General features: G+C 39.0%; 15 protein-coding genes. All 15 read right to left on the bottom strand.

Annotated features, from left to right (window positions below; genetic code table 11):
* Position 1: 1 nt before the first annotated feature.
* The 15 genes from kduI to LB465_RS04430 all read right to left on the bottom strand — a co-directional run bounded on the left by kduI (position 2) and on the right by LB465_RS04430 (position 24745).
* Positions 2-838 carry a 5-dehydro-4-deoxy-D-glucuronate isomerase gene (gene kduI, locus LB465_RS04500; RefSeq protein WP_224467504.1) on the bottom strand — a complete coding sequence of 279 codons (837 nt, stop codon included), beginning with the start codon at positions 836-838 and terminating at the stop codon, positions 2-4.
* Between the two features lie 167 nt (positions 839-1005).
* A complete protein-coding gene (locus LB465_RS04495; protein WP_224467501.1) occupies positions 1006-2679 on the bottom strand; it encodes a glycoside hydrolase family 28 protein in 1674 nt (557 codons plus the stop codon).
* A 20-nt stretch (positions 2680-2699) separates the two neighbouring features.
* On the bottom strand, positions 2700-4343 hold the full coding sequence (locus LB465_RS04490) for a glycoside hydrolase family 43 protein (protein ID WP_224467499.1): 1644 nt from the start codon (positions 4341-4343) through the stop codon (positions 2700-2702).
* Positions 4343-5350, bottom strand: coding sequence for a DUF4861 family protein (locus LB465_RS04485; RefSeq protein ID WP_224467496.1), 1008 nt, complete (start codon positions 5348-5350; stop codon positions 4343-4345). The genes LB465_RS04490 and LB465_RS04485 overlap by 1 nt, the downstream gene beginning before the upstream one ends.
* A 4-nt stretch (positions 5351-5354) precedes the next feature.
* Positions 5355-6320: a pectinesterase family protein gene (locus LB465_RS04480; RefSeq protein WP_224467494.1), complete on the bottom strand. Its 966-nt coding sequence runs from the start codon at positions 6318-6320 to the stop codon at positions 5355-5357.
* Between the two features lie 5 nt (positions 6321-6325).
* A complete protein-coding gene (locus tag LB465_RS04475; protein ID WP_224467491.1) occupies positions 6326-7561 on the bottom strand; it encodes a glycoside hydrolase family 88/105 protein in 1236 nt (411 codons plus the stop codon).
* 8 nt (positions 7562-7569) lie between these two features.
* On the bottom strand, positions 7570-9261 hold the full coding sequence (locus tag LB465_RS04470) for an alpha/beta hydrolase fold domain-containing protein (protein WP_224467487.1): 1692 nt from the start codon (positions 9259-9261) through the stop codon (positions 7570-7572).
* Complete coding sequence (gene pelA, locus LB465_RS04465) at positions 9258-10313, bottom strand: pectate lyase (RefSeq protein WP_224467485.1); 1056 nt, start codon at positions 10311-10313, stop codon at positions 9258-9260. Before pelA ends, LB465_RS04470 begins: the two co-directional genes overlap by 4 nt.
* Positions 10314-10385: 72 nt before the next feature.
* On the bottom strand, positions 10386-11720 hold the full coding sequence (locus LB465_RS04460; RefSeq protein ID WP_224467482.1) for a pectate lyase family protein: 1335 nt from the start codon (positions 11718-11720) through the stop codon (positions 10386-10388).
* Between the two features lie 14 nt (positions 11721-11734).
* The gene (locus tag LB465_RS04455; protein WP_224467480.1) at positions 11735-11986 is read right to left on the bottom strand and encodes a hypothetical protein; all 252 of its coding nucleotides are present in this window, start codon (positions 11984-11986) and stop codon (positions 11735-11737) included.
* Between the two features lie 178 nt (positions 11987-12164).
* Positions 12165-14015 (bottom strand): right-handed parallel beta-helix repeat-containing protein, encoded by a 1851-nt coding sequence (locus LB465_RS04450; RefSeq protein ID WP_224467478.1) that lies wholly within the window; start codon positions 14013-14015, stop codon positions 12165-12167.
* Positions 14012-17980 (bottom strand): T9SS type A sorting domain-containing protein, encoded by a 3969-nt coding sequence (locus tag LB465_RS04445; protein WP_224467475.1) that lies wholly within the window; start codon positions 17978-17980, stop codon positions 14012-14014. Before LB465_RS04445 ends, LB465_RS04450 begins: the two co-directional genes overlap by 4 nt.
* Positions 17981-18150: 170 nt before the next feature.
* A complete protein-coding gene (locus LB465_RS04440; RefSeq protein ID WP_224467473.1) occupies positions 18151-19707 on the bottom strand; it encodes a DUF5123 domain-containing protein in 1557 nt (518 codons plus the stop codon).
* 27 nt (positions 19708-19734) lie between these two features.
* The gene (locus LB465_RS04435) at positions 19735-21528 is read right to left on the bottom strand and encodes a RagB/SusD family nutrient uptake outer membrane protein (RefSeq protein WP_224467470.1); all 1794 of its coding nucleotides are present in this window, start codon (positions 21526-21528) and stop codon (positions 19735-19737) included.
* 13 nt (positions 21529-21541) lie between these two features.
* On the bottom strand, positions 21542-24745 hold the full coding sequence (locus LB465_RS04430; RefSeq protein WP_224467468.1) for a SusC/RagA family TonB-linked outer membrane protein: 3204 nt from the start codon (positions 24743-24745) through the stop codon (positions 21542-21544).
* Between the last annotated feature and the right edge of the window lie 172 nt (positions 24746-24917).

The raw sequence follows: 24917 nt of genomic DNA, 5'->3' as shown, positions 1-24917 counted from the left end.
CTTATTTTAATTCTTCCGGGCTTACTTTATCCATATCGCCATAGTCGAGATTTTCTCCGGCCATTCCCCAAATAAAAATATAATTTGAAGTTCCAGCACCTGCGTGAATAGACCACTCTGGTGATATTACCGCCTGGTGGTTTTTCATAAAAATATGACGGGTCTCGTGTGGCTGCCCCATAAAATGACTAATACTCTGCCCTTCTTCCAGGTTGAAGTAAAAATATACTTCCATCCTACGCGTATGGGTGTGTGGAGGCATTGTATTCCAAACACTACCTTCCATAAGTTCTGTCATCCCCATCTGCAACTGACACGTATCTACAATACTATTTACAATTAGCTTATTGATTCTTCTTTTATTAGAAGTTTTACTATCGCCAAGCTCTACGACCTCAGCATCATTTAAAGTGACTTTCTTTACCGGATATTCTTTATGCGCCGGAGCAGAGTTCAAGTAGAAATAAGGCTGTTCGCCATCGGTAGCTTCAAAAAACACTTCTTTATTACCGCGACCCACATAAAGAGCTTCTTTATGGCCAAGTTCATAAACTTCACCGTCTACGGTAATTTTTCCTTTTCCGCCTACGTTAATCACGCCAAGTTCACGACGCTCCAAAAAGTAATCGGCTTTAAGATCGTCTATGGTATCAAGCTTAATTTTCTTGCTTACCGGAAAAGCTCCACCCGCAATATAGCGGTCGTACATCGTGTAGGTAAGATTGATTTCATCTTTCTTGAACAATTCAGGAATTAAAAAATGTTCCCTCAATTCTTCCGTTGTATATTTCTTTACATCATCGGGATGATGAGCAAATCTGAATTCTGAATTTGTCATAATTACGTGGTTTTTGATTAATTAAAAATAACGCGATTACAATCTCAGATTTTCTTGCAATTTTAGCATCCTGTACATACCTGAAATTATGTAATCGATTACACAAATGTAACATTTACGTATTAAAAATCAAATTCTGGGACCTCTTTATTTCTACTGTCCTATGTTTAATCTACGTTAATTACAGATTCTGAAACCTTATCATTAATTTGCAGCTGAGTTTCTAAATCTGGAAAATCATTTTTACTTAAATTTATGTTAGCAGATTTTTCACCCATCACACGAACAGCAGGCTGGTTATTTTCACTGTATTCCAATCCTTTTACTTCAACATTTTTGCTATTATACAAAGTTAGCGCGGCATCTTTTGAAAGCACTTTTACATCTTTTAGTTTTAAGCCATCGGCATCAATGGCAGTAATCCCTTCTTCTACTTCAAAAACCGCGTTTTTAAGACTTACATTTTCAAGACTCATTTCAGGTAAACCCATAAAAAATGCTGCCTTTTTTGAACCAATGGCTCTAATATTCTTCATTGAAATATTTCTAAAAGAAGGAGTTTCTTCAGTCACTGGTTCAGGCTCTTCATCGCGAGCCTCATCTTCAGCATCCTGATCACCTTCGAGGATAGGAGAGTTTCCGCCGTAAAACATATTAAAACGAATAGTTTCTGTAGGAATATCAACCATATCTATATCGCTTATAAATATATCTTCTACTACACCTCCACGTCCACGGGTACTTTTAAAACGCAAACCAACATCGGTTCCAATGAAAGTACAATTTGAAACATGTACATTCTTAACCCCGCCAGACATTTCACTACCAATTACAAAACCGCCGTGCCCGTGATAAACTATATTGTTTTTTACAATTACATTTTCCGTTGGCATTCCGCGATCACGACCGTCTTTGTTTTTTCCAGATTTGAAACAAATTGCGTCATCACCCACATCAAAAGTGTTATTATAAATAAGTGCATTCTTACAGGACTCTAAATCAAGTCCGTCCCCATTTTGGGAATACCAGGGATTACGTACATTTAAGTTTCTTATAATCACATTTTCACTCATTAGTGGGTGAATATTCCAGGCCGGGGAATTTTGAAAAGTGGGGCCGTCCAACAAAATGCTTTTACTCTTAACGATACTTACCATTACAGGGCGAAGGAAATCCTTTACTGAAGCTAATTCATTATCATCAATTAAATCAGGTACGTTAAAGTTACTACTGCTTTCATGGCCTTTTTTTGATTTTTCTGAAGGAAACCACATTTTCTCATCTTCAGAAAGAACCCCTCCTGAATTTAAGAGCGTTTCCCACTGACTTGAGGTCATTTTCCCCTTTTTCACAGGACGCCATGCATCTCCGTTCCCATCAATAGTCCCTTTTCCTGTTATCGCGATATTTTCAACTTCCAGGGCAGAAATTGGCGATTGATTTCTGACCGTATTTAAACCTTCAAAACTTGTTTTTATCAACTCATAATCATCAAAATCACGACTAAAAAGTAAAAGGGCACCGGCTTCCAAATGCAGGTTGATATTACTTTTGAATTCTATAGGTCCGGTAAGCCAAATTCCACGAGGAATAATGACCTTTCCACCACCATTATCGTGAACATCGGCAATAGCATCGGCAATAGCTTTAGTATTTTTTGTTAGTCCGCCGGCCTCAGCTCCAAAATCGGTGATTTTCACCGAATAATCGGGAAATTCAGGTTCAGGTACTCTCGGCATATCAAATTCAATACCTTCATAAACCTCGTCCATTGTCATTTCTTGTGCAGAAATAGTGCTTATAAAAAGAACCACTAAAATGCTTAAAGCTATTTTCTTCATTTTCGAGTATTTTTTATTAGTTATTTAGAAAATCGGAACCAATCAAAGTCGGCATATCCTGAGTCATTAATTTTATCTTCTTTCAGTGCGAAAATTCCAACCTTGGCGCCGATCCATTTTCCTTCTACGGCTTTAAAAGCCTCGTTGTTGACTTTTTTAAAGCTTCTTCCATTCTCACTATAACTGAAAGTGCACTGAGCATTTTTCTCAACTTCTACCCGTAAATGCACCGTATTATCGTTCAGTTTTGTGATTACTTCTTCTTTTTCTTCACCTCCGTTTTCAGCATCATCATTATAAGAATATACCAGATAAAGCCCGTCTTCTTTACTCTTTACAGCGATATAGGCATATTTCATTCCCATAACTAACAATCCGGCTTTTTCATTCTCAAGATCTTCATTAGGATTGAAAGTAAATTTTGTAGTAGTTGTAAATTCCTCCGCAGGAAATTTCTGTAACAACAAATTAGGCGCATCCCAAAGGTTTTCGCTCTCATTTGGAATTTGCTGCGTGTATAGTCTAAGCTGCTCTTTTGAATGGTTCAAAAAAGACCAGGTGGCGTGCGGATTAGCGTGCCATTGCCACTGTAAACCAAGTTCTTCACCATCAAATTCATCAGAATCTGCCGGGGTTTTAATTGGGTGTTCGCCAGTGTCTGGTTTTCTATGGGATAGTACAGGTTGGCCGGTGCCGTCACCATCAGGATCTTCGCCCATTGTAGGCCAGCCATTGTTCCATTCCATAGGTTGCAAATGCACAATTCGACCATAAGGCCCTTTATCCTGAAAATGAATAAACCAATCTTCACCACTTTCGGTATCTACCCAAGCTCCCTGGTGCGGACCGTTAATATCGGTTTCACCCTGTGCCAAAGAAATATGTTCTTCATAAGGACCATATACATTCTCACTACGTAAAATCAATTGCCAGCCTGTAGAAACTCCGCCGGCAGGAGCGAAAATGTAATAATACCCGTCTTTTTTATAGAATTTTGAACCTTCCACCGTGGGGTGATCTTCGTGACCGTCAAAAACAATTCTTCCCTCACCGGTGGTTTTAGTTCCTTCTTCATTCATAGGTTTTACCACAAGAATACTTTTAATTCCGGCACGGCTTCCGGCATAAGCGTGAACCAGATAAGCTTTGCCATCATCGTCCCAAAGAGGGGCAGGATCTATTAGGCCTTTGCCTTCTTCAACCAAAACCGGTTCTTCCCAGGGACCTTCAGGGTTTTCGCTTTTTACCATATAAATTCCAAAATCGGGATCGCCCCAGTAAATGTAAAATTCACTGTTATGATGTCGAAATGCAGGCGCCCAAACCCCATTACCATGTTGTGGGGTTTTAAAATGCTCTACCGCAACCTGCCGCTCTAGGGCGTGACCGATTAATTCCCAATTTACTAAATCTTTGGAATGCAAAACCGGCAAGCCGGGAGCCACGTTAAAGGAAGAAGCTGTCATATAATAATCGTCTCCCACACGTACCACATCAGGATCGGAATAATCGGCATGAAGTACGGGGTTTTTGTAGGTGCCGTCACCCTGATCGCTTACCCAAACTTCAGAAACATAATTTTCCTGAGCCTGAATATGCTGATCCAATGATATTAGAAACAGACTAAAAAAAATGATATTATTTATCCTAAAACCGGTTTTCATTATTCCAGTTTTCCGTTTTCCTTAAGGGTTTCCAGCTTTTGATTTAGATCGGCTTCAAAATCTTCTTTGGAAGTAATTCCACCCGGTTCTTGTTCCCAGGCTGCCAGAAAATAATAGGTTACCGGTGAATCCTGCTCTTTAAAAACCACCAGGTGATCGTGCGGTCCTTCGGCAATTTCTTTTACCTCATCAGTTTTATAAAAAATAGCCATTCCAAGTTGATCTTCATCATCTACAAGGGTTTGTGCGCCGTAAGTGGCGATATAACCCCACTGGCCATCTTCGCTTTCCTTTTTTATTAATTCAATATCATCAAATTTTACAATTCCGGTGGTTAAACCAGAAATAGCTTCTGATGGTGCCAATTCTGCTTTTGTAAAACGGTCTTCCTCAAAAATGTTAAGGGTAGTCGTTAGATCTATAGTTTTATCGCCGGTAGTCCAGCCGGAATATTCAATTTTCACTTCAGAAGAATTCTCTGAATTTGAAACCTCAGCAACCGTATTTTCCACTTCTCTGAAATGCGCTACTGTGTCGTTCATATAACGGCCGTAACTCCCTATTCCAAGAGATTTTCCAGCTTTCAGGATATCCATTCCCCAATCGGCCTCTTCGTGATAAGAATCAAAACCATCCTGTCCCACCTGATGCAAAATCATTGTATCGGTCTTTTTTCCGAAGATATCTATCGCATTACGCCAGTCTAGATAAAGCCTGTAACCTACCTGTGAGTTTTCCCAGCCGGGGCCTTCATAACGTATGTACCAGGAGTGATCGGTATGCTCTTCTGGAACTTCCAGGCGGGAAACATTTTCAAACTCTCCATTCATATATTCTCGACCTTCCCATTCTCCCCCTTTTTTCACTGAAATTTCAGCATATGTGGTTCTGGCATCTTTTTGTTCAGTTTCGGTGACTTCCTCTTGTTTTTCCTGTTCTTTATTTTCTTTACAGGAAACCGTAAGAACGGCCAGGGCAAGCATTGTTAATTGCAGTTTAATTTTCATTGTATTATTTTTTAAATGTTGGTTGCCAGTTGTCATCTCCTTTTAAAATATTTTCTGGGGAATATTTTTGCGCTTCTTCTTCGCTTAGTTGTTTAGACCAGGAAACCCTTCCTTCTACATTTGCACCGGGCCCGGTGGAATTATATTCAGCATAAAACGCGGTTTTTTCAGCTTCCGGTTTACTCCAGTTATTCCAGCCTTCTTTTTTAATGTGATCGCCCATTTCAGTATTTATAAAAACAGTTTGTGCATAATCTCGCCAGGGTCTGCCGAGATATACACTTTCTTTTGGCGCATCACCAGTAAGTTTACAGTTAAGGAAAACGAAGCCGTGTTCAGCTTCTTTTTCAGTAGAAGCGGCGGTAATATAATGTCCGCCATCTTTGGAATAAATCTCGCAATCTTCAAAAACCGCAGTAGACCATCCAAATATGAAATCGGTGCCACCTTCTATATAACAGTTTTTATAGTATTGTCTGCTGTCTCGTCCATGCGGGTAAAGCGTATCCTGAAACCCAAGAAAACGGCAATTTTCGAAAATAACTTTATCTCCATCTATCCGTACTGCCACAGCCTGGCCTACCGGGCCTGCCGAATTTTCGAAAGTGATGTTTTTTGCCTGAAACCCATCACCAAAAACAAAGAAACTGGTGGAACCTGTGGTTCCCATTTCTTCACCAAACTTGTTCTCTTTAGAAGCAAAATCGTCGTAAGTGACTATAGTTTCTCCTGCATTTTCTGCAATTAGGTGCACATTGGTTTTTGAAGTTGGTAGCACTAACTTTTCTTTATAGGTGCCAGGTTTTAGAAAAATAGTAGTCGGTTTTTTTCTAAAATCGGGTACTGCCATAAAAGCTTTCTGTAATTTGGTATAGTCGCCGCTACCATCGGCAGCCACAACTATATCATAATCCTGAGCTTGAAGGCTGGGGAATGTAAAAAACAGTATAAAGAATAAGCGACATAGCATAGAGCTTATTGATTAAGATTTTCATAATAAATAGAAGCTAAAATAAAAGGGCCAACTCCTTTTGGATCGTCATCCCTAATAATCTCATTGATATAATATTCGTAAGAACCGTCGCGATAAGGATCGCCACCCAATCCGGCTACACCATTTACTTTTGTAAGACTAATGGTCCCATCTTCATTTTCACGAATAAATTCTTCTATAACGCCTTCGTAAGCTTTAATTCCGGCTTGTTTATGTTCTTCAGTTAAATAACCTTTTTCGGCACCTTTTAGTAGAAAATAAGCAAACATACTTGAGGCTGAAGCTTCCAAGTAATTGCCTTCGCGTTCTCCCTGATCCATCACCTGATACCAGGTTCCGGTTTCGTCCTGATATTTCAAAATTCCATCGGCTAATTTTTGAGCTACTTCTATGATATTTTCCCGTTCCGGGTGATCTTCCGGTAGAAAATCTAATACATCTACCAGGGCCATACTAAACCAGCCAATACTTCTTCCCCAATAATTGGAAGAAAGGCCGGTTTCAGGATCTGCCCAGCGTTGTTCTTTGCTTTCGTCCCACGCATGGTGAAAAAGTCCGCTTTCTTCGCTGTAATGATATTTATTTACAAGGGAAATTTGATTGGCCACATCATCAAACAATTCTGGCTCATCAAAATTTTTGGCGTAACGAGCCAAAAATGGTGAGCCCATATACAACCCATCTAACCACATTTGAGAAGGATAGATTTTTTTATGCCAAAAACCACCTTCTTCGGTTCTTGGATGTTCCCGCATTTGGTCACGCAACATCTCTACGGCTTTTTTATACTTTTCCTGATCGGTCTCTTTGTAAAGTCCTATTAGGAAACGGCCACCCTGAACGCGGTCAATATTATAATCTGACTGTTTATAGGTTTTAATCGACCCGTCTTCTTCCACCATAAAATCGGCAAAATTCTTAATGTAATCCAGGTATTTCTCATCTCCAGTTTCTTTATAAAGCTTCTCCATGGATGTCATTATAAGTCCGTGGGTATATTCCCATTTTGGCTTTTCGTTGAAATCAAGCGTCCAGCCTTCCGGGTTTCTTTTAATTTCAGAATCTGCCATCCAGGTGGAGTAATCTTTTGTTTCTGTAGTGTCTTCTGTTTCTACCTGAGCGGAATCTTTGTTTTCTTCTCCATTTTTACAGGAAAAAAGCATTCCGGTTAGCAAGAAAAGCAAAAGCGATTTTTGAAATAGTTTTGTTGTTTTCATTGAAATATTTATTTAAGGTCGTTTTTTAAAGTTTTATCCAGAAAATCCAGAGTATAGGTTAGTGTTTTTTCAAACCAGGGTTCCATAAGCCAAAAAGAATGAGGTGAATTGGGAATGGTGTGCACTTCGGAATAAATCTGGTGTTTTTCAAGTGTTTTAAGCATATCATCCCGCCCGGCGTGAAAACGAGGTTGCGCGCTGTTTATAAAAAGTGTTGGCGGAGTATTTTTATTTACATATTCCAACGGAGAGGCATCTTTCCAGTTTTGAGAATTATCAGCCTGAAGTCCGTCCAGCCATAAGCCGGCAATTTCACTTTCTTCTGCTTCTGGATGAATAAAAGATACGATGCCATCAATATTTACAATAGCCTGAACCTGATCCTGATTCTCATATTGGGGTTCCAGAAATTTTTCATTTCCTGAAGTAACACCAATTAAGGTTGCGACTTGTGCTCCGGCTGAAGTTCCCAAAACAGCAATTTTATCTTTATTTATTCCAAATTCTGAAGCATTTTTTCGCATCCAGGAAAGGGCGGTTTTTAAATCATGGACTGCCGCCGGAAATTTAGCTTCACGACTTAACCTGTAATTGGTCACTACGGCTACATAACCGTTATTCGCGAGGTGCTGACCCATAATTTGTTGGTTCTCCTTGCTTCCGGAAACCCAGCCCCCACCGTGAATTAAAAGAACGGCAGGATGATTTTTTCCTTTTTTGGGCGAATAAACGTCGGCTTTTAATTTACTTCCATAGATTTCTCGGTAAACCAAGTTTTCCCGGGCTATAATTTTATCAGAATCTAAGGGCTGAATCGGTTTTATAAACGGATAATCTTTTTTAAGTTTCTCGTAGGTGGTTTCAATGGTGTAGGGTGATACTGAAATAGGTTTTCCCTTAAATAGCGTCAGGTTTTTCATTTCATCAAAAACCAATTGGGCAACTGCTTTAGCGCCTTCCGGTTGAAAATGAGTATTGTCATCCTGCCCATCGGGATAAGCTTCGTATTTTCCGGGCCGAAGATTCATAAAATAATTTTCGGTTACATAATCCTTCCCTTTTTCGGTAAAAAATTCCTGCGATTTCTTGTTTAAATCGATTAAATGCACGTTAAGCTCTTTTGCTACTTCTTTAACAGCAGGATCATATTCCCCGTGAATATTGCCTAGTTTTCCATCCTCCCACGGATAATTCCTGGCCACCGGAGTGAGTAAAATAGGAATCGCGTTTTTATCCCGGGTTTGCTTCACGAAAAGTCTAAGAAATTCTTTATAACCCTCTACATCTACATATCTTTCATGTTTACTTTCGGCGGCATCATTATGCCCAAACTGAATAATTACGATATCATCTTCCTTTAAATCCTCGTAGACAGACCGCCAGCGACCTTCCTGAAAGAAAGTTCGTGTACTACGCCCACCCCTGGCGCGATCGTCGACTTTAACGCTATCTGTTTTTATTAATCCGGTTACTTCTTTTAAACTATCACTCACAAAAAATTGCTGAAAAACCTGTCCCCATCCCATAATTGGATATCGTGTTTTCATATAATCTTTTCCGGGGTCATAATTGTCAGAATAATCAGCCATTGTAGAATCTCCCACCAAATAAATAGTCTGTGGATCTTCCGGACTTTTGAAGGAAAAAAATGTAATACTTAGGCTAAGTACTAAAAGAGCTATGGAAAATTTTAGTTTCATTCTGAAATTCTTTTTAGCCATTTGGGATAGTCTTCATTGAGTAGGTTCCCAGCATAATTTCCCAGGTAGCTATACCCCATTCTTCTTTCATGCTCTATTTTTTCGAGTGAATCTTCAACTACTCCATCTCGTCCTACAAACATAGGACGGCCGGTACCAATCTCATTAAAGCGTGCCCATAAAGGATCAGCATTTTCATCTTTTACAACCACGCGATCTTTATCTCCTTTTAATTCAGGAGCATCTATATAAACTACATCTTTTCCTTTAATTTTATGATTTTCGAACCATTCCACTGCACTATTCACCGCAGTCTTCACTTCTTTTGAAGGATTTTCTATTCCCATTAAGTATTTCACTATTCCAACGCTCTCACTTCCACTAAGCGAGGGTAACTCATAAGATCTTGCTTTTGCCGGACTTAAATCTTTGCTGTGATGCTGTGCACACCATAGGGTAGGTTTACCATCAATTCTAATTTGTGTATTTAGTATAACTTCTTCTCCCTTTCTTAGAGCATCAATTATTTTATTTTTTCTATGGACATCTACAAAAGCAAATCTTTTTTTATTTAAAACATCTCGTAATAAGAACATCACTCCAATCATAGCATTATCGTTAAAAGTGATATGCTCGTAATAACCTTCTTTTATGGGATAGAATTGAGGCCAGCCGCCATTTTCGTACTGTGCTTTAAGAAGATAATCTACTCCTTTTAAAAATGCCTGCTTATATTTATCAATTTTGGTTTGATTGTAAACTTTGGCGAGATATCTTAACTGCGTGTGGGTAGCTCCATTATCTATAGTAGTCCCTAGTTCTCTGGATTTTTCTTCTTCTAAGGTTTGCTTTTCTTTTTCAGTAAGCACTTCGGCCATATCTATATTTTTGAGCCAGCCTCCATTATGATTTTGATAAAGCAAAACATTATCTGCAATTCGAATAGCGGCGTCACTCCCATACCAGGCACTATCCTGACGTTGAGATTCTTTCCAGGAAAGAGTTTTTTCCTGAGCCTGAATAACCTGGAGAAAAAGACAGGATATTATCATACAAATCAATGATAATACTCTCTTTCCTTTTTTCTTGTTATTCGGCATCATGTACTTTATTTCAGAAATAATTTACTTTATTAGGCTATTAATATAAACCTCAACATTGTCATAAAAATCGCTTAAATCCCTCCCGTTAGCTTCATATACTTCGGGATTTAAGCCATTCTCTTCCTTCCAGTCATCTGGCATTCCATCTTTAGAGGTATCTTTCAAGCCGGTAGATATTGCCAATTCTGGCCAGCCGCCTACATCTTCCTGGCTGTCTATAATTCCATCACCAAAAATTGTGATTCCGCTGGATACTTCGGCTACAATTCTTTTATCTACAGGATCCCGAAAAGCACTAGCTCCTGCTTTTTTAAGGACGAGCTTATATGCTTTTTCAGCAGAATCGGTGCAAATATTATTATTAATAGGTATAGGATTTTCTAATTTTGCAGACTCGATATTTTCTGCCTGCACTCCACCAGCCCAGTTATTTTCTGAAATTTCACAAGCTCCTTCTACAACATTTTCGGCAACATAGAATTTACCATAAGGTGAATATGGCTCAATTATTCTATTCTTTTTAGAAGAAGATGTAGCGGGACCGGGTTTAAAATAGTTATTTACAATATTATACCGTCCTTCTTCCCCGCCATAGATACTATTGTCGCCCCAATTATAAATTACATTATTCCTGAAATCTACAAATTCTCCATCTAAATTCTCTGTGGTTTTAGAACCACTAAAGCGTGGGTTTCTACTATTATTACTGGCTATTAAGTTATGATGAAAAGAAACATTTTCACCACCCCAAATACCTCCATAACCATGGTCTCCTTTTGAATGAACAGAATTATTTAGGGCTTCAGAAACTATATTCCACTGAAATGTAAAATTCTTATTTTGATAAAAAGAAGCATTTTCATCTGTAGCCCAGCTGATAGAACAGTGATCTACAATTACATTTTTCACATCTCTTGCCTTGAGCGCATCATCGGTTACTTCATTTTCGTCTCCAAGTCTAAACCTGAGATACCTAACAACTACATTATCGGCTTTTATAGCTACCGGATAACCTTTTATCGTAATACCATCACCAGGCGCTGTTTGCCCAGCTATAGTAAGATTCCCTCTGTTTATATCTAAGTTTGACTTAAGGGCAATTGTTCCTGAAACAGCAAAAACTATAATACGAGGACCATGTTTTAGAATACCTTTTCTTAGGCTACCTTCTCCCTCATCATTTAAATTTGTAACTATATAAACCTGGCCACCTCTTCCGCCAGAAGCATATTGTCCAAAACCTTCCGCCGTAGGAAATGCTTTTTGAGACATTACTCCCTCAACTCCACATATAAAAATTAAAAAGATTACTAAAAGTAGCTTACTTGTATTTTTTGGGATTGTAAGAAATTTCATTAATATAGTTTTAGTTATTGGTTTTGAATAATATTCTCTACCAGGCTATTTATATAAACTTCAACGTTATCGTAGGCTGTACTCAAATCACGGCCATTAGGTTCTTTTGCCTCAGGGTCAAGTCCCATTTCCTCTTTCCAGGAATCAGGCATTCCATCTCCTGAAGTATCAAGGGCTGGCTCTTCTGAAGAAAGCTCCGGCCAACCTCCAACATCAGACTGGAAATCAATGATACTGCTTGTACGAAAGTTTCGTTCAATTTTCATTTTCTCCTTATCGGCCTTAGAATAGTTCTGTAACTGCCGTGAAATTGATCTAAAAGGTTAATTTTCCGATTCGCATTTGGGTCTTAAGCCCAGCAAACCTGTTTTTTTAAATTAAAGGCACTATTAATCGAATTACGAAAAAATTCAATTAATAGTGCCAAATTATAAATATTTCAGTTTAATATTCAAACGCTCCTAAATCTGGTGCTGAGCCGTTAAAAGGCAAGCCTACATCCACTCCTTTATCGATCAAATCGCTACTAGGGGTTAGATGGAAGAAGCTAACATCCGGAAGACTTCCATCTTCTTTTCTAGGTCCTGTCAACTCTTCATAATCAATGCTTTCAAAGTCTTCAAAAGTCGTCTCAATACCATCCATCCAGCTATTGTTTGTAACATCGAGAGTAGTTGCATCTATGCTTCCTACTTCTCCAAGTACATTACTGTTCTTTATGGTTAACTTCTCCAGAGGATTTGTATTGCCAAAAGCATAATTCCTACCATTATCATAAGCAGAGCAGTTGTACAATGTTACCTCTCCCCTATTGCTGTTATGATCAAAACCATCAGATGCGTTACCAACTGCTAAACAATTCATATAAATAGCATCATGCTTTAAATCCTTGTTATCACTTCCTCCGGTTTTAAATCCGTTGCCATCACCACCGCTCGGGGAACCATCTTTTAAATAACCATTTTCAATAGCCCAGCAATTTTCGTAAGTGGTAGTGACATTATCATTATTTCTTAAATAACCATCCCAGCCATCATCAAGATTTCTCCAGGCTCTACAGCCAATAAACTTATTCCCTGTCCCTACTTCTAACTTAGCTGCAAATCCGTCTGCATTTTCAAGTGAAGAATCGGCATTAAAGAAGGAGTCGCAATTAAGGATCGTGTTATTAGCAGCACCATTATCTAATTGAAGTCCAGTATCTGAACATTCGGAAAAGGTACTGAACTCAATAATATTGTTATTACCAGTAATTAGCATCCCATTATCCCCTGCTTTAAAAACATCAATGCCTTTAATATGCCAGTAACTGGCCTCTAATTCGATTCCTCTGTTAGAAGAATTTTCAGACATTGAGGAAAAATCAAATTTTGGCCTGGAATCATCTTCCGGGTGTGCTAGTAATGAGATCATATTACTTGCACTACCACTAGTGTTAATTTTAATGGTTGAATCAAAAGTATACTCACCTCCACGGATATAGATGTTTTCACCCGGCATAGCCGCTGCTATAGCATCTAAAATTTCCTGTGAAGTACTTACCACTTCACCTTGTATAGAAGATGTATTCTCACCAGTCCTGAAGGAAAATGTGTTGCTTATAGCTGTATTCTTTCCATCGGTGGTTTCTACGTGCCAGTAATAAATGCTATTAGGCTCAACCTCAATTTCTATAGAGGTTTCTGTAAGACCTGTCCATTCTTCAGGTGGTTCCTGATCGCCGTCTACTGTATCTGCATACAAGGTATAAGTTAAAGGATCTCCATCTGTATCGGTAGAGGCAGCGTCCCATTGTAGCGTAACTTTTCCATCTACGGGTGAAACCATTACACCAGAGGCAGGTGATACAAGCGTTGCAGGAAAAGGTACATTATTAGAGCCAGGAACGCCAGCAACATAAAACCTGTAAGATTCTGAAGCTGTAGTTTCTTCTCCATCATTCTTTGAAATAACCTTCCAGGTGTAAGGATTTCCTCTTTCAAGCCTTACGACTAGAGAGGTCGTATTAAGGTTTGGTCTCTGAGTAACTTCCTGAGTAACTAAATTAGTAATCACGAGATCATATCTTTCGGCATCACTCGCTTCACTCCATTCAAAAGCTACTTCGGCCATATTAGCTACAACAGCTCCTACCTCACATTCTGTATTTTTCTCCGGAAGTACCAAACTGGCTACTCCGGGGACGGTATCATTAATTACCTCAGCATCATCATCTTTAGAGCATGACACCATTATAGCGCCCATGATAATGATCAGGAGCAGTTTGAAATAAGGTATATTTATAGGCTTTTTCATGATTTAATAACTTTTATAGTTTTACTTACAGTTGCTGACTTTAATAGAAGTAAATAAATTCCATTTCTATAATTGGTAAGGTCAAGTTGTATAACTCTGTCTGAAGGAACTTCCATATTTTTTGATATATATCCTTTACCGTTAAGATTAATTAGCGATACATCTACATTAGTATCTGTTCCATTTATATATACCTTAAGGTCGCCTTTGGTAGGATTTGGGAACACTACAATATCTTCAGACAGTAAGACCTCCTTATAAAAAACGTCCTGACATTCCGAATCTGTAGAGATGGTAAACTTGTTTTTACCAGTTTTCAAATCTAAAACCACTCTTGGCTGTGATGTGGTTGTGATTTTACCATTGTGCTCAATCTTATAAAGATTAGCTCCATCCAACGAGAAGCTCACCGTATTATTTGCATAATTTACAGAAGAATAGGCTTCTAAAGGCGTTGGTCCTTCTATGGTTACATCAAAACATTGCTCATATTCATCCTGTCCATCTATAGTAATACATATAGCATATGTACCCGCCGAGAGATTCTCAATATTCGCCGAAAAATCATTAGAAGATGATAAGGTAGCAGATCCGCTACCTGCACCAGATACTGATACATTATAGGTGTAATTAGGGTCTTCTGCGCTGATGCTTATAAAGCCGTCACCGTTTCCATTACAACTTACATCATGCACAGATATACTAAAATTATCTGCCGCCAGCTCTAAAATCTCACAACCAAAAACATCTACGGTGGCATCTTCTGGAGTATCCGGGCAATTATCTTCGTAATTTATGATCCCATCTCCATCATCATCTTCACATACATCTCCAACACCATCATTATCAGAATCTGCCTGATCAGGGTTAGGGGTTGAGACACAATTATCATCAGCATTGAGAATACCGTCATTGTCGATATCGCCATATGGCCCTTCTGGTTTAGGTTCAAAAACTATATCGTGCGTGGCTTCACCAGTTATTTCCAATTTATTTTCCGGAATATAATAACCAACTACACCTTCACTCTCTATGGTATATTCAATATTTGGCTCGAGTTTTACGCTGTATGTACCCGCATCTGTATCAATTACTGGTTTTGGAACGTAAAGCCCATCAGCACCAGGATCAGGAGTAAATGTTAAACCTAAATCTCCGATTTTCTCGTCAAGTCCGGTAATTGATCCGGTAACGGAATAAATTTCGACTTTTTCAATAGTTATATCATGTGTAGTTGTGCTCTCAGTAACTTCTAATGAAGTATCATTAGAAATTATGTAACCATCAGCTCCTTCCAGAGAGATGCTATACTCGAAGCCGGTGGGTAGGTCAACCTGGTACGAACCATCAGTCGGCGTAACGTTCCATGTTTTTCCTTCTTCAATGGAGAATTCTATTGAATAGTCTTCGGGGATTCCTGGAGCTTCTGCAACATCAACATTACCCGTTAAGTTGGCGTACGTGGCAGGTTTACGAATAATTCTAAAATAACTAGGCTTGTCGGCCGTATCATAAATGTGATAGGTTCCACTCGCCTTTGCCACAAAGCTCACTTCCTGAAGATCACCACCCACACTTACAACATCATTCTGTAGTTCAGGATCTGCGACATATTCAAAGTGAAGCTCACCGGCACCATCCTGACCAAGCACCCAAAGGTTTACTTTGTCATCTTCATTAAGATTCAAACTCATATAACGGTCGGTAGCACCTCTGGAATTGATATAAACTCTTCCTTTGAACTCCTCGAAATCATCAATGTTTTCATCATATCGGGTCAAATTCGTATTGGTGGTTCGTAAACGGTCACTGCCGCCTCCAACAAAACTAAGATCACCAGCTGTAAAATCGGGCAAAGTATTGCCTGAAGTTCCTGGCGTAATAGATTCATCGTACCAGGAGTTAATTTCGGATTCATTCAGCATCTTGTTATACTGAGTCTCCTCGAGCTGGGTAGCTCCAAAATCCCACACATCTGCAAGACCCTCTATATAAACTCCATCTTTCATTATGACAATGTCAAATGAAGCGGTACTTTCTGTTACTTCCAGAGTAGAATCACTGCTGATGGAATAACCCTCAGCTCCTTCCAGAGAAACATCATACTGATAACCAATAGGAAGATCTACACTGTACGAACCTTCTTCTGCAACTGAAATATTCCAGGTCTTCCCGAAATCATTCGAGAATACCAAATTATAATTTGAAGGAATACCTTCAGCTTCTGCCGCATCTACGTTCCCGGTTACTGTAGCATAATTGAAACTTTGTCGAGCAATCCTAAAATAACTGGGTTTATCGGTGTCATCATAAATATGATAAGTTCCTGAAGCTTCTGCAGTAAAATTCAATTCGGTGAGTTCTTCTCCTACAGCGACTACATCATCTTGTAGTGTCGGATCAGCCACATATTCAAAATGAATATTACCGTTACCATTTTGAGTAAGGGCCCAAATAGTTACTTCATCGCCCTCACTTAATTCAAGACTAAAGTACCTGTCTGTAGCTCCAGATGAATTAATATAAATTCTACCTTTAAACTCCTCATGATCATCAATGTTTTCATCATAGCGGGTCAGATTCGTATTAGTGGTTCGTAAACGGTCACTGCCGCCTCCAACAAAACTAAGATCACCAGCTGTAAAATCCGGCAAAGTATTGCCCGAGGATCCCGGCGTAATAGATTCATCATACCAGGAGTTTATTTCGGCTTCGTCCAGCATGTTTTTATATTGAGTCTCCTCTAGCTGGGAAGCTCCAAAATCCCAAACATCGGCAAGACCATCGCTCCCCCCGCCTCCAGGTTCCTGGGCAGCACTTTTTCGTGTAATTCTAAAATAGCTGGGTTTATCGTTATCATCATAGATATGATAAGTTCCTGAAGCTTCTGCAGTAAAGTTTAATTCGGTGAGTTCTTCTCCTACAGCTACTACTTCATTTTGTAGTGAAGGATCAGCCACATATTCAAAATGAATATTTCCAGTACCATTTTGGGTAAGAGCCCAAATTGTTACTTCGTCGCCCTCCTCTAATTCGAAACTAAAATGCCTGTCTGTTGCTCCAGATGAATTAATATAAACTCTTCCTTTGAACTCCTCGTGATCATCAATGTCATCATCATATCGGGTCAAATTCGTATTGGTGGTGCGTAAACGGTCACTGCCGCCCCCGGCAAAGCTAAGATCACCTACTGTGAAATCCGGCAAATTATTGCCTTCACTTCCTGGTGTAATTGATTCATCATAAAATGAGTTAATAACATCCTCAGTCAACATATTGTTGAACTCAGAATCGGCAAGTTGAGTTGCACCAAAATCCCAAACATCGGTTAGACCATTGTCCCCACCGTTTCCAACTTCCGGAGCAGCACTTTTTCGTGTAATTCTAAAATAGCTGGGTTTATCGTTATCATCATAGATATGATAAATTCCTGAAGCTTCTGCAGTAAAGTTTAATTCGGTGAGTTCTTCTCCTACAGCTACTACATCATTTTGTAGTGAAGGATCAGCCACATATTCAAAATGAATATTTCCAGTACCATTTTGGGTAAGAGCCCAAATTGTTACTTCGTCGCCCTCCTCTAATTCGAAACTAAAATGCCTGTCTGTAGCTCCAGATGAATTAATATAAACTCTTCCTTTGAACTCCTCGTGATCATCAATGTCATCATCATATCGGGTCAAATTCGTATTGGTGGTGCGTAAACGGTCACTGCCGCCTCCGGTAAAGCTAAGATCACCAACTGTGAAATCGGGCATAGTATTTCCTGAGCTTTCTGGCGTAATGGCTTCATCATACCATGAGTTGATGATATCTTCCGTTAACATATTGTTGAATTGAGACTCGTCAAGTTGGGTAGCCCCAAAATCCCAGACATCGGTCAGATTTGATGTTTCGTCCTGTGAATACCCCATGTGGATTCCCAATAAGAGAAAGAGGCATAGTAAGTGTAATTGTTTCATCATTCCTTAAAGATTTAAATTTATAATGTACCATATCCTGATGTCAGGATTGTTAACTGCTTTTACCATAAAAACGCGTAGTTCCTTATATAATAACTTAAGAGCTATAGAAAAAAAGGGTGTGCATCTTTACAATGCAAACCCTTTTCATATTTATATAGTTACCTTTCATATTATCTCCAACGGGGATCACCCACATTGTTATCTATTAAAGTTTGATTCGTGATCGTAAAATCTCCGGTTGATGGGTCTACAAACCCTGGATCTAAATTGAAATAATTACTGTCGTCAAAAATATACTGAGACGTATTATAGAATCCAGGTGCGTTAAAGTAATTATTATTACTAAATGAAGGAGATTCATCTATTCCCTCTCTATCGGCATAACCTTCTGATTCAGTCTCGGCGATCAAAGTATTTCTCACCGTTACGTCATTCGACACAAATCGAACATATAATAATCTTCTACTATCATCATCAGAAACCGCGTAAAAGGTGCAGCTATCAATAACAATACTAGAAGTTACACCAGTATCATTGGAGGTGCCACCGGCATCCATCCTTAAAAAGTCCCGGCCTGGAGCACAATTATAATATGTACTCGTTAAAAGGTTTACATTAAGTACATCAGAATTCCTGAAGTCAATAAAATCCCCTCCCGAAGTAAAGATGTTGTATACAATACTATTTTCAACCGTTAGTGTTTGTAAAATCGCATCGGTTTCATTACCAGCAATGAAGGAACGTGCATAATCATGGACATTACAACCACTTATTAGCAGAGAGTTAAAATTTCCTGGACCGGTGTACCTTACAACGTCCTGTAGGTCTGATGATCCTTCTCCAAGTCCCTGTAAATCTAAATCAATCAATTCAACATCTTCAGCTCCTCCAACAAGTTCAAAATTTAATTTTAAAAGTGGTTTATCGAAACTTCTCAAACCTCTAATGGTTAAAGATTTATCAAGAGTAATAGTACCAGTTTGTTCAGTATAATCACCGGGTTCCAGAACCAGAATATCTCCTGAACTGGCATTTTCGATCATTTGCAATAAGTCGTCCTCGGGTTTAACCAAAATACCTGTACCTATATCAATTCCAGTTGTAAAAGTTTTAACGCCTCTTATTTGACTACCGTTGAGTAAGGTCGCGGTATAATCTGTTTCTGGACTGAGACCAGTTACGGTCGCTATACCCCTGGCTTGATCTTCAGCTGTAATGGTGTAATTGATATCACCTGGACTAAAGCTTATTTCAGTAACTTCACTATCAGGCAACCATCTCAGGATAGCCTCTTTGGCCTTAATATCCCCGGGTTCCCCTTCTATAAAAATTTGTTCTGTTAAAGTTCGCGCTCTGAGAGTTGCCCAGGAGGAATCGTCAAGCCCCCTGTCACTTATGGCTTTCACTCTTATAGAATAAAAAGTTTCACTTTCTAAAGGAACCAGAACTGGCAATTCATCTGGATTAACTTCAACAGTTTTTACAATATTGTCGAAGCTTGTAGAATCATCAGAAAACTCAACAATATAACTATTATGGTTTTCATCAACAGTCCAGTTTAACTCTACATTTACCTGATTCCTTACGAAGGCCCTGAGGTCTACTGGAGCGAATTCTCTGTTCACCGGAAGCTCTTCGATAAGTTCTTTATCATAGTCACAACTTGTAACCGTAGTTGCTAGTAGAATAGCTATCAGCAAACTCTTAAAGATATATTTTACTTTCATAACTTATAAATTAATTCTGTTTAGGTTCTAGTAACCGTAATCATTTACCAATTGACCATTACTGGCGTCAATAAAGACTTGCCAAATTGGCCAGAATTGTTTGTCATCTGGATTGACTCCCGGCTTATAAAGCGTGTTTTTCATCTCCTCAAGTGGCTGATCCCAATTGAATGCGGAATACTCAGGCCCAGGATTACCGGTCTCACCTCTATTTAAACCGTAAATATCCAAGGTATATCCATCATCTTCATATCTATAATAAAGTGTGTTGGGCACATTGGCATAGTCTCCCGTTCTATTTTGCAGATTTTCTAGTTCTTCCCTTTCTTCGTCAAGTTTTGTACTTAGAAGGTTCCAGCGAATAAGGTCCATTTTTCGATCCATTTCCCCTGTAAATTCGTATTTATGTTCTTCTACAATGGCATTGAACATTGCTTCTTTGGAAGAGAGCGCATCTACATAAGCATCTACTTTTTCCGCATGTTGGTCTGTCGGAAAAGCCCGTCTACGAATCTCTTTAAGATATGGAGCAGCAGCTCCTGGACCTTCCAGTTCATTGGCCGCTTCTGCAGCAGTTAATAGAATTTCCGCATAGCGCATATAAATCCAATTTACACCATCGTCATTTGTAGAAGTCACATAACGATCCATCCATTCGTATCTATATTTACCGAAGTACCAGGTATCAATACCCTGAAGCTCCTGTTGGGCAATCCCTTCTACTGCAGCACCCCATTGGTACGGTACAGCGGTAACATCTCTTCTGGTATCATCTTCATCAAAATCGTACCAAACCGTAGGTGTAGGACCTGCATCTCCACCCCTGGGTTGACCAGTAAACTGATCCACACTATTGTGGGGAACGGCGAATGAAAATAATACCCTACCGCGCCCATCAGCAAAAGGAATTTCCCATAATGATTCCCCACCAGCGTTAATGTTTTCTTCATTATATCTTCTCCAAAATCCTTCAAACGAAGTGTTTAAAGAAGCTCTCCCACTATTAATAACTGATCTAGTTTCGTCAAGTGCTAAACGATACATATTCTCCACAGAGAGATCGGGATCGTTACTTCTCCTTACCCCGTCAGGATACTGTTGATAGCCAGCGGCTACCAGAGCAAGCCTTGCTCTTAGTCCCTTGACAAATGCTTTATTAATGCGTTCTACTGAAGTGGTAGCAGGAGTTTCATTAGGCCATGCAACTAATGTTGAGGCTTCACCGAGATCAGCGATAAGGCGTTTGTAAATTGTGTCACGACTTGTTTTTGGCAAATACAGAGTCTCTGATGTGATAGGCTCAAAACGGGCGGGAACATCCCCCCAGGCTTTCATAAGGTCTGTATAATAAACAGCCCTATATGTAAGTGCTGCTCCCAAAAGTTGACCGAATTCGGTACCAGGCTCAGGGTTGCCAAAATTTCTTAAACCACGTATTACAATATTTGCTCGCTCAATTCCCTGGTACATCATGGCCCAGGCGTTATTATCAGTATTCATTCTGGAATTGCCCGGTTTGGCATCGTAATACAGTAAATCAGCATCTGAGCCTTCATTACCAGCACGATAATGATATTCCACATCAGTATTAAATCCATAAAAAGGGATAAATCGACCACGATAGGAGTTTGTTTGCCCCATGGGTTCAAGAATACCATCAACGGCACCTGTTGCTAAACCAACCGTCGAAAAAATAGTAGATTCATCCAAGGTTGATTTTGCAGGAGCTTCCAAAAAGTCCTCATCTAAAAAATCCTCTTCACAGGATAGTAGTAGGCCTGTTAAAAGAAATACCGAACAGATTTTTATTAAGTTTTTCATTTTCATCTAAATTTTAAAAATTAAGGTTTAATCCGAATACCACTTGTCTGTTTCTAGGAAACGGAGAATAATCAACTCCCGGAGTAAGAGGAGTACTTCTCCTTGTAGAAACTTCTGGATCAAGACCTGAATAATTGGTTAGGATAAACACATTACTTGCCGTTGCGTAAAATCTTAGTTTAGTAATATTATATTTTGATATCAGCGAACTAGGTATGGTGTAACCTAAACTAAGTGTATTCAACCTAAGAAATGTACCATCTTCTATTGCCCAATCACTAAATACGTAACTTCGCATATTTGGAGACCACATAGTTGTGTTAGTGTTTGCAGCTGTAAGCGCATCAGGATCAGTTATAAGCTGGCCAGTTTCAGGATTAAGGTTTGTCCACCTACTTCCATCTCCCATAATTGTGCTTAAGTTTCGATACTGACTGTTCTCGTTGGCTGTGGCATACTGAACTTTGTTAGCATTATAAACATCATTCCCCACGCTAAAGTTAAAAGCCGCAGTAAAATCAAATCCGTATGCATAAGCATCTAACACAAAACCACCGGTAAAATCGGGGTTAGAGTCTCCAATAATAGAGTTGTCATTAATATCTACTACTCCATCGCCATTAATATCCTTTAACTTCAAAGAACCAGGCATTACTTCACCAATAAGCTCACTATTATCTACCACATCGGGTTTTAGTGTATAAGTACTTGTGGCCGGATCAAAATCAAAATCTGATACTTCATAACGCCCATCATTTTTATAACCAAACATCGCACCTACAGGTTGGCCAACCCATACAGCATAATCACTTCCAATTTCTGAAGAGGCCCAACCTGAGTATTCCTGATAATCTTCCAGAGAACCTAAGGAATTAATTTTGTTCCTGTTTGCGGATGCATTAACAGCGAAACTTAATCCATAGTCTTGCCTAGTAATTGCATTAATATTTAATGAGCCTTCTATACCTGTATTTTGAATCTCTCCAAGATTTCTATACTGAAACTCATATCCAGATCCCGGCGTACGAAATGCAAGCAACAGGTCTGTAGTTATATTTTTATATGCCTCAACACTACCCCTTAAGACACCTCCGAACATATCAAAGTCAAGACCAACATTCTGTGTAACCGTAGTTTCCCATTTAAGATCTGGATTAGCCAGAACTCTTGAAGATGACCAATAAGTTGGAATATCATTCAAATAGGTAGTAGTATTTGACTGAAAGCTTTGCACGGTTTGACCGGCAGGTATATTATTATTACCAGCTTCACCATAACTTAATCTCAACTTAAGAGCGTCTAACCATTCCACGTTTTTTAGAAAGTTCTCCTCTTTTAGCTTCCAGGCTACTGCTGCTGAAGGGAAGTATCCCCAACGATTATCGCCCAGAAATTTACTAGATCCATCAGCACGGTAAGTAGCTGTAACTAAATATTTACTTTTATAATCATAATTAACACGCCCAAAGAAAGACAATAACTTATCATCAGGCCTGTAGAAATTATCGACGCTTTGCGGCGTACCCTGAGTAGTTAACTTTCTTGTAGTTTCGAAATCAAAATCCTTTGGAAAACCTTGAATTTCAGAAGTTTCCTCGTTATCCCTGGTGATAATCATCTCCTCACCTAATAGCAATTTAAGATTATGATCTTCATTAAGGAAATTATTAAAATCATAATTAATCGTATTAGCATTTCTAAAACTTTCACGTTTTCGATCACTATAAACCAGCGCAGGTAATCCCTGATTATCTGCAGATGGTCTATTACGCGAATAATAAGTGGAGCGGCCATAATAGCGATAATCCTGTTCAATACGATGGTCAAGTCCAAAATCAGATTGAAATCTAAGATTATCTATTATATCCCAGCCAAAACTTCCTAACATATTAAAATTCTTTCTAAGCTGCTGTCTTTGATTATCAGATGTAGCTACAAAAGGATTAACCAGATAACCGGCTAAGGCCTGGTCTGTATTTGTAGTTGTAAGCCCTGAAATTGGAATAGGAGAATATTGAACGCTATATTTCAATCGGGAATCTGCAGAAGAAATCTCATTTTGTTCATTTGTTCCACCCCCGTTGATCTCTGTTTCGGAATAACGAATGGTAAAAGATAAATCTACCTTCTCTCCAGCCTGACTCTTAAGAGCTAAGGATAAGTTGTCTCTTTTATAATCTGAACCAAGCATAATAGTATTTACATCATAATGAGCATAATTAAAGTTGAAACTGGCCTTTTCAGAACCACCCCTAATCGCAATATCATGGCTCTGAACTTCGCCCATATTACCATAAATCTGTTTCTGCCAGTTATTGCCTTCCTGGCCGACATACTGATCGTAATCCTGCCAAAGTCCAAAATATCTCTCGTAAGAATCTAAGTTTTCAGAATCTCTAAGCAACGCATATTCATACTGCCACTTAACATAATCTTCCGGCCCTAGAACATCCAGGGTATTGGCAATTTTTTGAAATCCATAAAAAGTATTGAAATTCACATTTATTTCACCACTCCTTCCTTCCTTGGTAGTGATAATTATAACTCCGTTTGCTCCTCTTGAACCGTAAATAGCGGTAGATGAGGCATCTTTCAACACTGAAATGCTCGCAATATCAGTAGGACTTATATCATTCATGCTACCCACAGGAAAACCATCTACAATTATTAAGGGCGAACTATCCTGAGTCAAAGAGCCGTTACCACGTATCCTAATATTTATTTCAGCATCGGGAGAACCCTCTGTAGAAGTCACTTGCACACCAGCAAGTCTACCCGTTAGCGTTTCAGCCACGCTGGATCTTGCCTGTTCCGTAAGCTCGTTTCCTGAAATTGATACCACCGAACCTGTTAAATCTGATTTTTTAGTAGTACCATATCCTACCACCACAACCTCGTCCAGTGAATCTGAATCTACTTGAAGGCTGGCATTGATAGTGCTTCTCCCATCTACATTAACCTCAAGGGTTTGAAAGCCAATATAGCTAAACACCAAAACGGCATCCGGACTTGAAACTTCAAGTGAATATTCACCATCAAAATTGGTCATCGCACCATTAGAAGTTCCTTTCTCAAGTACATTTACACCGAGCAAGGGTTCGTTAGTCTCAGTATCTAAAATAGTTCCCGTCACTTGATTCTCCTGAGCACTTAATTGAGCACAGAAACAAATAAACATCCCAAACAAGAATAGTTGTCTTCGGGATAGTCTCAGCATTTTTTGATGCATAACTGATCTTTTTGATTATTAATAGTTTTCATTGGTTAATTGTTATTGAGAATCTATTAGATATAATTTCTCAAAAATTTAAATTCTAATACTATATCGATTTCGTTTAAATTGACGTACTAAGTACAATTCCTGTTCTAAGTTAAACAATTTATTGTAA

It is taken from the genome of Salegentibacter lacus (assembly GCF_020164555.1).
In the GTDB taxonomy this organism is placed as follows: Bacteria; Bacteroidota; Bacteroidia; order Flavobacteriales; family Flavobacteriaceae; genus Salegentibacter; species Salegentibacter lacus.
Note: the sequence above shows the minus strand (reverse complement) of the source record. Positions and strands in the feature narration are given on the sequence as shown.